General features: G+C 42.0%; 12 protein-coding genes and 1 pseudogene. 12 read left to right on the top strand and 1 reads right to left on the bottom strand.

Features of this window, described 5'->3' with window-relative positions:
* The first annotated feature begins 15 nt into the window (after positions 1 to 15).
* The 9 genes and pseudogenes from nuoI to AC4CVD_RS13010 all read left to right on the top strand — a co-directional run bounded on the left by nuoI (position 16) and on the right by AC4CVD_RS13010 (position 8,371).
* Entirely contained in the window at positions 16 to 558 is a 543-nt protein-coding gene (nuoI, locus tag AC4CVD_RS13050) for an NADH-quinone oxidoreductase subunit NuoI (RefSeq protein ID WP_004651038.1), read from the top strand.
* Positions 558 to 1,076 carry an NADH-quinone oxidoreductase subunit J gene (gene nuoJ, locus AC4CVD_RS13045; RefSeq protein ID WP_171056751.1) on the top strand — a complete coding sequence of 173 codons (519 nt, stop codon included), beginning with the start codon at positions 558 to 560 and terminating at the stop codon, positions 1,074 to 1,076. Before nuoI ends, nuoJ begins: the two co-directional genes overlap by 1 nt.
* Positions 1,076 to 1,384, top strand: a complete 309-nt coding sequence (gene nuoK, locus AC4CVD_RS13040) for an NADH-quinone oxidoreductase subunit NuoK (protein WP_004695395.1) — start codon at positions 1,076 to 1,078, stop codon at positions 1,382 to 1,384. Before nuoJ ends, nuoK begins: the two co-directional genes overlap by 1 nt.
* On the top strand, positions 1,381 to 3,270 hold the full coding sequence (gene nuoL / locus AC4CVD_RS13035; protein ID WP_490753262.1) for an NADH-quinone oxidoreductase subunit L: 1,890 nt from the start codon (positions 1,381 to 1,383) through the stop codon (positions 3,268 to 3,270). Before nuoK ends, nuoL begins: the two co-directional genes overlap by 4 nt.
* Positions 3,271 to 3,277: 7 nt before the next feature.
* The gene (gene nuoM, locus AC4CVD_RS13030) at positions 3,278 to 4,885 is read left to right on the top strand and encodes an NADH-quinone oxidoreductase subunit M (RefSeq protein WP_171262524.1); all 1,608 of its coding nucleotides are present in this window, start codon (positions 3,278 to 3,280) and stop codon (positions 4,883 to 4,885) included.
* Between the two features lie 3 nt (positions 4,886 to 4,888).
* A complete protein-coding gene (gene nuoN, locus AC4CVD_RS13025; RefSeq protein ID WP_004982902.1) occupies positions 4,889 to 6,385 on the top strand; it encodes an NADH-quinone oxidoreductase subunit NuoN in 1,497 nt (498 codons plus the stop codon).
* Between the two features lie 122 nt (positions 6,386 to 6,507).
* Positions 6,508 to 7,143 carry a uracil phosphoribosyltransferase gene (gene upp, locus AC4CVD_RS13020; protein WP_004695401.1) on the top strand — a complete coding sequence of 212 codons (636 nt, stop codon included), beginning with the start codon at positions 6,508 to 6,510 and terminating at the stop codon, positions 7,141 to 7,143.
* Positions 7,144 to 7,224: 81 nt separating this feature from the next.
* Complete coding sequence (locus tag AC4CVD_RS13015) at positions 7,225 to 7,518, top strand: cold shock domain-containing protein (protein WP_490753261.1); 294 nt, start codon at positions 7,225 to 7,227, stop codon at positions 7,516 to 7,518.
* 121 nt (positions 7,519 to 7,639) lie between these two features.
* Positions 7,640 to 8,371: pseudogene (locus AC4CVD_RS13010) on the top strand (cold shock domain-containing protein).
* A 30-nt stretch (positions 8,372 to 8,401) separates the two neighbouring features.
* Here AC4CVD_RS13010 and gigC read toward each other — a convergent pair.
* Positions 8,402 to 9,280 (bottom strand): LysR family transcriptional regulator GigC, encoded by an 879-nt coding sequence (gene gigC, locus AC4CVD_RS13005; protein WP_004695408.1) that lies wholly within the window; start codon positions 9,278 to 9,280, stop codon positions 8,402 to 8,404.
* Positions 9,281 to 9,365: 85 nt separating this feature from the next.
* Here gigC and AC4CVD_RS13000 point away from each other — a divergent pair, with 85 nt between their 5' ends.
* The 3 genes from AC4CVD_RS13000 to AC4CVD_RS12990 all read left to right on the top strand — a co-directional run bounded on the left by AC4CVD_RS13000 (position 9,366) and on the right by AC4CVD_RS12990 (position 12,584).
* Positions 9,366 to 10,127 carry a ferredoxin--NADP reductase gene (locus AC4CVD_RS13000; RefSeq protein ID WP_058870135.1) on the top strand — a complete coding sequence of 254 codons (762 nt, stop codon included), beginning with the start codon at positions 9,366 to 9,368 and terminating at the stop codon, positions 10,125 to 10,127.
* 155 nt (positions 10,128 to 10,282) lie between these two features.
* A complete protein-coding gene (locus tag AC4CVD_RS12995) occupies positions 10,283 to 11,305 on the top strand; it encodes a molecular chaperone DnaJ (RefSeq protein WP_490753260.1) in 1,023 nt (340 codons plus the stop codon).
* An 88-nt stretch (positions 11,306 to 11,393) separates the two neighbouring features.
* Entirely contained in the window at positions 11,394 to 12,584 is a 1,191-nt protein-coding gene (locus tag AC4CVD_RS12990; protein WP_490753259.1) for a molecular chaperone DnaJ, read from the top strand.
* Positions 12,585 to 12,931: the final 347 nt, after the last annotated feature.

Raw genomic sequence — 12,931 nt, 5'->3', positions numbered from 1 at the left:
GGCAGGGAGAATAAAATGTATAAAATTCTAGCTGGGTTCGGGTCAATCGTACGTTCACTGTGGATGGTTTTCTCACACGTGACACGTAAACGTGACACCATTCTTTACCCAGAAGTGCCAGCCGAACAAATTGTTCCACCACGTTTCCGTGGTCGTATCGTGTTAACACGTGACCCAGATGGTGAAGAACGTTGTGTTGCGTGTAACTTATGTGCAGTTGCATGTCCTGTTGGCTGTATTTCATTACAAAAAGCAGAAAAAGAAGATGGTCGTTGGTATCCGGAGTTTTTCCGTATCAACTTCTCACGTTGTATTTTCTGCGGTATGTGTGAAGAAGCATGTCCGACGACTGCAATTCAAATGACTCCAGATTTCGAGTTGGGTGAATACGTTCGTCAAGACTTGGTATATGAGAAAGAAAACTTACTCATTTCAGGTCCTGGTAAATACCCAGACTACAACTTCTACCGTGTAACAGGTATGGCTGTAACTGGAAAAGACAAAGGTCAAGCACAGCGTGAAAGCGCACCAGTTGATGTACGGAGCTTATTACCATGATGTGGCCATTTTATTTGATGGCACTTGTGGCCATCGTTTCTACGATTCGTGTTGTGACCAACGCGAATCCTGTACATGCTTTATTAAGCTTGATCGTGTCACTTCTTGCAGTTGCAGGCATGTTTATGATCGTGGGTGCGCCATTTGCTGGCGCGCTTGAGATCATCGTCTATGCAGGCGCGATCATGGTGTTATTCGTATTCGTAGTGATGATGTTAAACCTTGGTCAACACACCGTTGAACAAGAGCGTAAATGGTTAACATCGTCTGCTTGGGCCTATCCAGCACTCATGAGCTTCTTAATGGGCTTGGTGTTGGTGTGGATGCTCGGCTCTGACTACACAGCGGCTGGCCCTGTTATGGGTACTGAAGTTGTGGGTCCAAAAGTCGTTGGCCAAGCACTCTTTACTCACTATTTATTATTGGTTGAAGTTGCTGCCATGTTATTGCTTGCTGCGTTGGTTGCAGCATTCCATCTTGGCAAACGTGAACCAGGTGCAGAAGAGGACAAACAATAATGGGCAACATCCCTTTAGAACATGGTTTGATTGTTGCAACCATTCTTTTTGCACTGGGTTTTTACGGTGTGATGGTGCGACGCAATCTATTATTTATGTTAATGAGCCTTGAAATCATGATGAACGCAGCTGCGCTTGCGTTTGTTTTGGCTGGTAGTGCATGGGTACAACCAGACGGACAAATCATGTTTATTCTGATCTTAACGCTTGCTGCGGCAGAGGCTTGTATTGGTCTTGCAATCGTCCTTCAGTTCTACCATCGCTTCCATCACTTGGATGTGGATGCTGCTAGTGAGATGCGCGGATGAGTTTTTTATATTTAACAGTATTATTCCCGCTCATTGGTTTTGTCCTTTTAGCGGCAGGTCGTAACAAGCTTCCTGAAAATGTCGCTGCCATTATTGGTGTGGGGGCGGTTGGCCTTTCTGCATTGGTTGCTTTGATCGCTGGTCTAGACTTTGTTACTAATGGCAAAGTGACTTATGTTCAACATCTTTGGACATGGTTCAATGTTGGCAATCTAAGTCCAGGCATTAGCTTACATCTTGACGGTTTATCACTGCTCATGATGGGTATGGTGACAGGTGTGGGTTTCCTGATTCACATCTTTGCATCATGGTATATGCGTGGTGAAGAAGACTTCGCGCGTTTCTTCTCTTATTTCAACCTGTTCGTTGCTAGCATGTTGCTGCTCGTATTGGGCGATAACTTAGCGTTATTGTTCTTAGGTTGGGAAGGCGTAGGTCTATGCTCTTACTTGCTGATTGGTTACTACTACCAAAACCCTGCAAATGGTTTTGCAGCAATTAAAGCATTCACCGTAACACGTGTCGGTGACGTTTTCTTACTGATCGCTTTGTTCTTAATTTACCAACAGTTCGGTACTTTAAACATTGCAGAAGTGGTTGCAGCTGCACCAACAGTGATGACACAAAGTTCATCTTTAACCATTTGGACAGCACTGATGTTGTTCTTGGGTGCTGCAGGTAAATCTGCACAGATCCCATTACAAACATGGTTGGCCGATGCAATGGCAGGTCCTACTCCTGTATCTGCATTGATCCACGCTGCAACGATGGTAACTGCAGGTGTTTACCTGTGCTGCCGTATGTACACCGTGTTTGAAATGGCCCCTGAAGTGATGATGTTTATCTCAATCACGGGTGCGGTAACGTTGTTAGTGGCTGGTTTTGCTGCATTGGTTCAAACCGACATCAAACGTATTTTGGCTTACTCAACGATGAGTCAGCTGGGTTATATGTTTATGGCTGTGGGTGCTGAAGCTTATCAAGCAGGCTTGTTCCACATGCTGACTCACGCATTCTTCAAGGCATTATTGTTCTTGTCTTCGGGTGCAGTGATTTTGGCTTACCACCACGAACAAAACATCTTCAAGATGGGCGGTTTGTTCTACAAGAACAAATTCCTATTTGCTTGTTTCGCCATTGGGGGCGGTGCATTGGCCGCGATTCCATACATCACCGTAGGCTTCTTCTCTAAAGACGCGATCTTGGGTGCAGTTTGGGTACAAGGCGAATCAATCGCAGTGTATAACTCATTATACTGGGCGGGTGTAGCAGGTGCATTCTTAACGTCGATTTACACATTCCGTCTGATTTGGGTTGTGTTCTTTGGTAAAGAAAATACGCCGTATCATGCGATTAAAGGCATCACATACTGGGGACCTTTGGGTATTCTCGCTGTACTTTCGACCTTCATTGGTGCGGTACTTAAAGCGCCTGTAGAAAGCATTTTAAATGCAGCAAAAATTCCAGCATTTGTAATTCCAGAAGCGTTAGAACATGGTATGCACAGCGCTGAATGGACTGCTGTGGGTATTGCATTGGTTGGTTTAGTGATTGGTGTGGTCTTGTTCGCGTTTGCTTATAACGCAGTGAAAGGCTTTGCTAAAACGTCATTGGGTGCAGGTCTTGCAAACATTTGCCGTAATGCACTGGGCTTCGATGCGCTTTATGACATCGTTTTTGTGAAACCATATTTGCTTATTGCGAAGATTTTAGGTCGTGATCCAATTGATCGTTTGTGGTTAGTCTTGCCTGCACTTGTAAAAGGCGGTCACAGCTTCACAAGTTCACGTCAAACGGGTTCATTGCGTGATTACGCATCAAGTATGGCATTAGGTATCTTTGTATTGCTAATGGTCTTGATCGTAACTCAGATCGTGGGGAAATAAGATGGAAATCACAAACAACTGGATTCTACCCGCGCTGATCTTAGTTCCGTTCATTGCTGGTTTTATTTGTTGGTTAGTCGACAAACTCGACGACAAACTGCCGCGTTATATCGCATTAGTGGGTATGCTCATTACTTTGGGCTTAACTGTTGCGCTATGGCAGACAGGTACATTTAACTACGAACTTGGCGCGAAAGTGCCATCGTGGTCTGCTGAATTCATGTTGCCATGGATTCAGACTTTAGGCATTAACATCCACTTAGCGGTGGATGGTCTATCTCTATTAATGGTGGGCTTAACGGCACTTTTAGGTGTGTTGGCTGTCGGCTGTTCTTGGGGTGAAATTCAAAAGAATGTTGGTTTCTTCCACTTAAACCTTTTATGGTCTTTAGGTGGTGTGATCGGTGTATTCTTAGCGATTGACATGTTCTTGTTCTTCTTCTTCTGGGAGATGATGCTTGTACCTATCTACTTCTTGATTGCGCTTTGGGGTCATAAAGGGGCGGAAGGTAAATCACGTGTTTACGCTGCAACCAAATTCTTTATCTATACGCAAGTCGCTGGTCTTATTATGTTGATCGGTATCCTAGGCCTCGTGGTTTATGGTTACATGATGACAGGTATGATCGGTTTTGATTACAACTACTTATTAGCTGTAGCCAACACTTTAGACAAAGAATTACCTACCGTTGCTTATGCATTCATGCTGTGTTTATTTGTCGGTTTTGCGGTAAAACTTCCAGTTTTCCCATTACACGGCTGGTTACCAGATGCGCATGCACAAGCACCTACAGCAGGTTCGGTTGACCTTGCAGGTATCTTAATTAAGACCGCTGCATATGGTTTACTACGTTTTGTGATTCCATTCTTCCCAGCGGCTTCTGCACAGTTTGCAGACATCGCAATCATTTTCGGTTTAATCGGTATCTTCTACGGTGCTTGGTGTGCTTTCCAGCAAACCGATATGAAACGTTTACTTGCGTATACTTCAATTTCACACATGGGCTTTGTTTTACTTGCGATTTACGCAGGTAACATCTTAACCTTCCAAGGTTTGATGATCATGATGTTGGCACATGGCCTATCATCTGCTGCATTGTTCATTATGTGTGGTCAAGTGTACGAGCGTGTTCATACACGTGATATGCGTTTGATGGGTGGTATGCGTGGTCAGTTCCCATATCTTGCATTCTTCCTCATGTTCTTCGTGGCGGCGCTTGTAGGTATTCCAGGTCTAGGTAACTTCATTGGTGAGTTCCTGATCTTGATGGGTTCTTATGCAAAATTCCCAGTGTTTACTATTCTTGCAGCAGTAAGCTTAGTATTTGCAGGTCTTTATGGCTTGATTCTGATCCACAAAGCGTTGTTTGGTACGCCAAACGAAGAACAACAGCAGCACTACAACAACCCATTGAAAGATTTAAATGCGCGTGAAGTAGTGATCTTGTTAATCTGTGCTTTCGGTCTGTTATGGCTTGGTCTGTACCCACAAAGCTTCCTTGATATTTCAAATTCAAGCATGGCGTGGTTAGCGAACAGCTACATTCCTGTACAAGAAGTAGTTGACGTTGCGAGTCAAGCAACTGTTCAACTCGAAAATGTGGAGATGCAATAAGTCATGAACTTCACAATGTCATTTTCTGAGCTTATGCCTTTAGCTCCTGTGATGATCGTTGCTTTAACAACGATTGTCGTGATGATTCTTACTGCGATTAAGCGTAACCATAACTTAATTGCAACAGCATCAGTGGTGGGCTTAAACCTTGCAGCAGCATATGTATTATTCACAATGTTCGGTGGTGCTTTTGCACCTGCGAACGTGATGGGTATGTTCATGGTGGATGCGTTCACCTTGCTGTACCAAGTAATTATTCTAATTGCTGCTTTGGCATGCTGTACTTTGTCGCATGCCTATATCGAAAGCTATAAAGATAACCGTGAAGAACTGTATATCTTAATGTTGTCATCAGTGACTGGTGCAATGTTAATGGTGGCAAGCTCTCACTATGCATCTTTCTTCATTAGCCTTGAGTTGATGTCGATTCCTGTATATGGCTTATTGGCCTATACACACCAGCGCTCTAAGTCTTTAGAAGCGGGTGTGAAGTACTTGGTGCTTTCAGCAACAGCTTCGGCAATGTTGTTGATGGGTATGGCTTATATTTACGCGTACACAGGTTCAATGTCGTTCTATGACAATGTTCAAGCGTTAATGCAAAACATCCAACAGCCAATGGTACTTTTAGGTTTAGGCCTGATTGTTTTTGCTGTGGCATTCAAACTGTCTTTAGCGCCATTCCACAAATGGACGCCAGACGTTTATGCAGGTGCACCGACTCCGATCGCAACATTCCTTGCTACAGCTGCAAAAGTAGCGACGATTGGTCTGTTTGTACGTTACATCCTTACTTCAGGTGCGATTCTTGTTGACTCAATCGTGACGATCTTAACCGTGATTGCGGTGTTATCGATCTTGGTGGGTAACTTCCTTGCAGTGAAACAAGTGAACTTGAAACGTATCTTGGCATACTCTTCAATTGCGCACTTTGGTTACTTGTTGATTGGTTTAATCAGCATGACTTATGCAAGCCTTGGTAATGTATCTGTTTATGTAATCACTTATGTGTTAACTACGATTGGTGCGTTCGGTGCGGTTGCATTGATGTCTAGTCCATACAACAACGTAGACGAAGCAGAAAGTCTAGCGGACTACCGTGGTCTATTCTGGCGTCGTCCAGTGTTGACTGCCGTATTAACCGTGATGATGCTATCGCTTGCTGGTATTCCATTGACAGCGGGCTTCATTGGTAAGTTCCTTGTGGTCATGGCTGCTGTAACGACTCAGCATTGGTTCCTTGCTGCGATGATCATCGTTGGTTCTGGTATTGGTCTGTACTACTACCTCCGTGTGATGGTTGTTATGTACATGACACCACCAGATGCACCGCGTGTAGACGCTGTGGATCATTGGGGCCAAAAAGTGGGTGGTATTATGGTGCTTTTAGCTGCGGCAGCAGTGCTTGTGATTGGTATCTATCCAGATCCAATTATCAAGTTAGCACTCCAGTCAGAGATTCTATCTCCAATCCACTTTATGCTTTCTCAACAGCACTAATTTTTAAAAACGTTTCGTTTTAACAAAAAAGCCTCCATCAATTGGGGGCTTTTTTGTTTTTATCACACGATAAAAAGCTTTATAATGTAAGGAATTTTATTTTACCTTTTAGGTGCTCTCCCGTGGCTATCCATGAAATTCGTCATCCACTCATTCGTCATAAGCTTGGTCTTCTTCGTCGTGCAGATATCAGCACTAAAAACTTCCGTGAGCTGGCTCAGGAAGTGACCATGCTGTTGACCTATGAAGCGACCAAAGATTTACCTGTTTGCGACCATGAAATTGATGGTTGGAATGGTAAAGTAACGGTAGATCGCATTGTGGGTAAAAAAATCACGGTTGTGCCAATTTTACGTGCGGGTATTGGTATGTTGGATGGTTTTTTAAACCTGATTCCAAGTGCCAAAGTGTCTGTACTGGGTTTAGAGCGTGATGAAGAAACACTTGAAGCACGTACTTATTACAAAAAATTAGTTCCAGATGTACAAAACCGTTTAGCGATGATTATCGACCCAATGCTTGCAACGGGTTCTTCATTGGTTGCTGCAATTAATGTATTGAAAGCAAGTGGCTGTAAAGACATCCGTGTGATGGTGTTGGTTGCGGCGCCTGAAGGTATTAAACGTGTTTTGGATGCGCATCCAGATGTCACTATTTTCACGGCTTCAATTGACCAAGGCTTAAATGCCAATGGTTATATCGTGCCGGGTCTAGGCGATGCGGGCGACAAAATCTTTGGTTCAGTTCAAAAAGATTAAGATTAAGCCCCAGCAAAAAGAGGCTTTTATAGCCTCTTTTTTATATACTACAACAAAGCGTGTACATATTAGGATCTGTTTATGAAGGCCGAGCAATATCAAGGAAAAGTTAAGCAATATAACGCTGACAAAGGTTTTGGCTTTATTTCCTCACCTGAAGGCGACGTATTTTTTCATATCTCGGATTTCCCTGCAGACTCAGGTGAGCCGAAACGTAATGAACGCGTGAAGTTTAATGTGGTTGAAAATGGCGATCGCTATAAAGCAATTAAAATTGAGCGGGTTGAAGACAACTCTGCCAAAGCCAAGAAATCGAAAGTCTCAAGTCATAATGAATCGATTACCACAGACTTATTGTCTAATTTTAGACGCTAAGTCAGCGTTGATTCAGAGTGAAATCGTGCAAAGGTTAATCTTTGCACTTTGAAGCAAAGAGGCTTTTTAGCCTCTTTTTTATTGATTACAATACGAAAAAGACAGTTGAATAGAGCAGATTATGTTTCTGAAAGGAAAAATCAAAAGCTTTAGTACCCCACGTGGTTTTGGTTTCATTGCGGTGGAAGGGGATATTGATGATGTGTTTTTTCATATCAAAGATTTGCCACAGAACAACATTGAACCCAAGCTTGGTGAAGTGCTTAAGTTTATGATTGTAGAAGACCAAGGCAAATTTAAGGCTGGCAATATCCAGCGGCTTGGTCTGTTCTCAGAAAGCAAAGCAACGATATCATCAAATAAGAAAAAAGCGCGTACCCAAGCCTCACCACGTTACCATTAGGCAGGGCATAAAAGTACCATCATCACCGTGATTGGCATCATTATCGTCGCGGTATTGAGCTTTTTGACCTATGGGAAATATCAAAGTTATAGTGCAGAAAAACAGCGTAAAGCTGAACAGTTGATGCTTGAGCAGCAACAGATTGTAGAAGAACAGCGTAAAGCTTTAGGAAAGTTGCCCGATCAAATCCTATCTGAGCAAGGGAAGCGTAATTTAGATGCAGGTCTGCATCAGACCAATCAACCTCGCTCGGAACGTGTGACGCAGAGCATTGATAAACAAAATGGTCGTTTACCTGTCAGCACTGGACAGTTTAAATGCGATGGACGAACCCATTGCTCCCAAATGCGTTCTTATGAAGAAGCGGTTTATTTCTTAAGGAATTGTCCAAATACCAAAATGGATGGGAACAATGATGGTGAGCCTTGTGAGCGCCAATTTGGGAAATAAAAAAAGCACCCTCGGGTGCTTTTTGCTTACTTATTTTTCGCAGAATTTCATAAAGGCTTTGAGTCCTGGGCCTTGGTACTTCTGACGATGTACCAACATGAACAGTGGACGTGTTAGAGACCAGAACGGCGTATCAAGTACCACCAACTGGCCTTTTTCGCGCAAAGGTTCAGTTGCCAGCTTTGAAATACAGGACATCCCTAAACCACCCGCCACGATTTTTAAAATCGCTTCATTATGACCCAAGGTCAGACGGATGTTGGCATCAGGCAAGTCTTTTAAAATAGCGTTATCAAACACTTCACGTGTACCTGAACCTTCTTCACGCAAGATCCATTCGACTGATTTAAAGTCTTCAGGCGTTAATGTACGATTTAACTGCGCCAAAGGATGTTCTGGTGCACAGCAGACCGCTAATTCATCATCACGCCAGTGAATACATTGCAGTTGAGGCAAGTGACAAGAGCCTTCAATCAAGGCCAAATCTAGTTGGAACTGATTTACCGCCTCAATCATTTGACGAGTGTTGCCAACTTGCAGCTGTAAATGGGCTTGAGGCTGAATTTGTAAGAAGTCAGCCATCAGGTCAGGCATGAGGTAGTCACTGATGGTCAGGGTTGCACCCAAACGTAAATCAATGCTTTGTAACTCACCTTTAGCGGCTTGCTCGAAAGCATCACAGCGACCCAAAATTTCTAAAGCTTGTGGCAGCAGGAAACGACCCAGATCATTGAGCTGAAGACGCTTACCTAGACGGTCAAACAGAGGAGCCCCCAAACCGTCTTCTAGATCTGCTAAAGCCATACTCGCAGCACTCTGGGTGAGTCGAACCGCATCACTGGCTTTGGTTACTGTGCCTTCTTGAGCAACTGCTACAAAAACCGCCAACTGGCGTAAAGTCATGCGCATGAATATAGCCTTAACATTTAAAAAATATTAACAAATTATGTGGTCATGCTAACATGAGCAACGTCTTTGATGCCACGCTGAAATCATGTCAATTGAAAAATTTAGCCTAGAAAAGGTTTTATCCGTACACCGTTGGACCAATACACTTTTTAGCTTCACCATGACGCGACCTGCACATTTTAAGTTTACCGCAGGACAATTTGCCCGTATTGGCATCAAAGTGGGTGATGAATTGGTGGTTCGAGCGTATTCGGTGGTGTCCTCTCCTTTTGATGAAACTTTAGAGTTTTTCTCGATTGTGGTGCCTGAAGGTGCATTTACCTCAAATTTACAACATTTAAAAGTTAATGATGAGATCTACCTCGAAAAGATCCCGTATGGCTTTTTGACTTTGGCGCGTTATCAGTTGCCGTTACCAAAAGACTTATGGTTACTGGGCACGGGCACAGGACTTGCACCTTTTATTTCGATGTTACAGGACTTTGAGACGTGGTCGAAGTACGAGAGCATTACACTGGTGTATAGCGTACGCACAGCCTCTGAACTGGCCTATGCAACACGTATTCAGGAAATTGCAGAGACTTTTGGTGAGGGGCATACGGGCTTTAAATTTGTGCCGATTATTACCCGTGATCCGCATGCGCCACTGCATGACCGCTTACCTGTACTGATTGAAAATGGTGACTTGGAAAAAGCAGTTGGTTTAAGTCTAAACCCTGAAACCAGCCATGTGATGCTGTGTGGTAACCCGCAAATGGTCGAAGATACCAAAGAGGCATTAAAAGCACGTGGCCTGACCATGAACCGCCGTGGTGAAGGGAATATTGCGGTCGAAAACTATTGGTAAAGCTATTTCGCTAAATAAAAGGCTCATCGAATGATGGGCTTTTTTTCACTCAAAATTTGAATCACTCAGATTTTAAACTTGGCTCAAAGAGAGTAGCACTGCTTGTGCGTTAAGATCGCGCTATAATTTCTCCTTTGTATTGGATTGGATGGGTTATGTCTTCAGCGTTAAAAACGACGGCTCAGCCAGAGGCGAGGCTTAGCCCACAGCAGAAAAAATTAAATCGCTTAATTGACCAGATTGAACAACAAAAACAAGAACTGGCAGCATGGAAAAATGCGCAAGCCGATATTCAAAACTATACGCGCAGTAAGCTTTTACCTGTGTATAGCGAGTTACACACGGTTTTATTTGCACAGCTTGATACTCTATGGAATCACTTAGCCAGCGATGGCTTTAGCAAAGTTGATCTGGCGCAGATTGACACCAAAATAGCCGCTTTAGCCAAGATGCTAAGAAAATCACAAATGCTAACTTCAGCGCAGAAAGAGCAAGTAGAGAAAATTGATACTTTCTATATGCAGCATGCAGAGCATATACGCTCGAAGAAAACCAAAGCGAACTCAATACAAAATCATGACCTCGCTGAAATAGTAGAACAAAACGTGGATGTAGACTGGGAAAATTATGAATACGATTCTGCCCAATATGAAGCAGAGCGAGAACGTGCCAAGCAGTTAAAACAACAAGAAAAACGCGAGCAAGCCGCCAAAATGGCAGCGCAGTCACTGAAAACGGTGTATTTAAAAATTACTGCGATGATCCATCCTGACCGTGAGCCTGATGAAGCGAAGAAGTTGAAGAAGACCGAACTTTTGCAGAAGGTCAATGAAGCTTATGCAGCGCAGGATTTATTTTATTTATTGAAGCTTCAGTTACAGCTAGAGATCAATAAAAGCCTAAGCTCAAAAGCTTTAAGCTCGGAGCAAGTGAAGTTTTATCAGTTGGTTTTGGAAGCGCAGAGTCAGAGTTTACAAGGTCAATTAGATGAGATCTTTGCGTCTTTTCACTTGAGTAGTCATATCAATACCCAACAGCTCAAAATGAGTGATGTGTATAAGGTCATAGATCAGGATGCTACCGAGTTAAAACAGCAATTGAAGTGGGAAAAAGAACGTTTAAAGCATATGAAAAAGGTGAGTGGAGTAGAGATGTTGTTGGAGCATGGGGTTCTATGAGATAAGATTTTACTTTTTAAACAAATAGTCGTAGGCATGCTTTCTGTTAAAATATTGAGTCAAATCGCATTTGTATTGAAATAAAGTCATGAGCATTTTAGATTTAAGTTTGCATCACGAAACTGAAAATTTATCTCCACAACAAAAAAAGTTTAATCGTCAGATTCAAAAAATTGAGAAATTACAACTCTCTTTGGTTGAGTGGCAACAAGCACAACAAAAAGTACAGGAGGATGCAAGTGTTGAACTCTTGCCATTATATGTCCAATGGCACCAAGTTTTATTTAGTCAACTAGAGGTACTTTGGCAATATAAACAATCGCATAAATTTGCTAAAACCCATTTAGAGCGTTTAGATGAAAAAATCTCAATTTTAGTGAGTCAACTGTTAGATAATCCCAATCTGTCTGAAGAGCAACATGCATTGACCATCGTCATTGCTCAATTTTATAAAATTTTAGAAGACCGTGATCATTTGCTTACCTCACAAGTAGAGAATGCAGAAGATGATTTTCATTCAGAGCATGATGTTGATGAAATGATGCAAAAACAAGTGATGAAAGAAATTTTTGCAGATCAATTAGGTGTGTCTGAGGACTGGATTGACTTTGATTTTGATCTCGAAAATCTTGAAGAGTTTATGCAAAAAGTAAAAGAAAAGTTTGATCGAGAGGAAGCTGATTTCATTCAAAATCAACTTAATGATCATGAACGTGAGGCATATCAAAAGTTTGCAGAAAAAGAAAAAAAGAAAATTTTAAAGAAGAAAATGCAACTTGAAGATGCAAAAAAAATGGCAGGGCAGTCATTAAAAAGTATTTATTTAAAAATTGCCTCTGTGATCCATCCTGACCGTGAACGAGATGAGCAAAAACGTATAGAGAAAACTGAGCTTTTGCAGCAAGCAAATACTGCACTTGAAGAAAAAGATTTACTTACGATGTTAAAGTTACGTGCTTATACAGAACAAGGTGATCAAAAACAAGCAGTTAAAATCGCAAATGAACATTTGAAATCTTATAATTTATTGCTAGAAGATCAAATTGAACAATTGCAAATTGAGTTAGATCACATTATTTACTCATTTGATTGGGAAAGCTCAGGTTTTTATAAACAGACTTTTAAACCTGCTGATTTGGCTAAGAAGTACCAATATGATTTGACAGAAATTCGAAGAAAGCTATTGCAAGATGAACAGTGTTTAAATAGTTATAAGGATTTTGATTGTTTAAAAAACTTACTTAAAAATAGAGCATTCGGCTGGTCATTTAATTTTTAAAGTGGGTTGAGCCTGTAAATAATTTTGTGTAATTGATTTTCATCAATTAAAGGTGATTGCTTAGGGGTGGTCAACAAATTCAATAATAAAGCGGCTCATGGCTAAACGCCATGAGCTGCACAGCAGCGCAAGATAAGCGTATTTCACTTTTTAGACGCTGCATCACAATGGCTAGATAAATCACGTTACGCACAGCATCTTCATTGGAGAGACTTTACGCTTTTTAATCGCTTAGCGTATTTTCCATCTTTAATGACTTGATTGCTTTGGTGGCGTATATGGCTTTGCATATCTCTAATGGATAAGCAAAAAAGTAAAAGTCGAGCATGTGTATAGGAAAAAAGTGA

It is taken from the genome of Acinetobacter sp. LipI_23 (assembly GCF_058243045.1).
This window is presented reverse-complemented; position numbering and strand designations above follow the sequence as displayed.

Bases quoted from the DNA above. Each gene is read 5' to 3' on its own strand.
- nuoI (WP_004651038.1), top strand. From the start codon at position 16: ATGTATAAAATTCTAGCTGGGTTCGGGTCAATCGTACGTTCACTGTGG.
- nuoJ (WP_171056751.1), top strand. From the start codon at position 558: ATGTGGCCATTTTATTTGATGGCACTTGTGGCCATCGTTTCTACGATT.
- nuoK (WP_004695395.1), top strand. From the start codon at position 1,076: ATGGGCAACATCCCTTTAGAACATGGTTTGATTGTTGCAACCATTCTT.
- nuoL (WP_490753262.1), top strand. From the start codon at position 1,381: ATGAGTTTTTTATATTTAACAGTATTATTCCCGCTCATTGGTTTTGTC.
- nuoN (WP_004982902.1), top strand. From the start codon at position 4,889: ATGAACTTCACAATGTCATTTTCTGAGCTTATGCCTTTAGCTCCTGTG.
- AC4CVD_RS13015 (WP_490753261.1), top strand. From the start codon at position 7,225: ATGAAGGCCGAGCAATATCAAGGAAAAGTTAAGCAATATAACGCTGAC.
- gigC (WP_004695408.1), bottom strand. From the start codon at position 9,280: ATGCGCATGACTTTACGCCAGTTGGCGGTTTTTGTAGCAGTTGCTCAA.
- AC4CVD_RS13000 (WP_058870135.1), top strand. From the start codon at position 9,366: ATGTCAATTGAAAAATTTAGCCTAGAAAAGGTTTTATCCGTACACCGT.
- AC4CVD_RS12995 (WP_490753260.1), top strand. From the start codon at position 10,283: ATGTCTTCAGCGTTAAAAACGACGGCTCAGCCAGAGGCGAGGCTTAGC.
- AC4CVD_RS12990 (WP_490753259.1), top strand. From the start codon at position 11,394: ATGAGCATTTTAGATTTAAGTTTGCATCACGAAACTGAAAATTTATCT.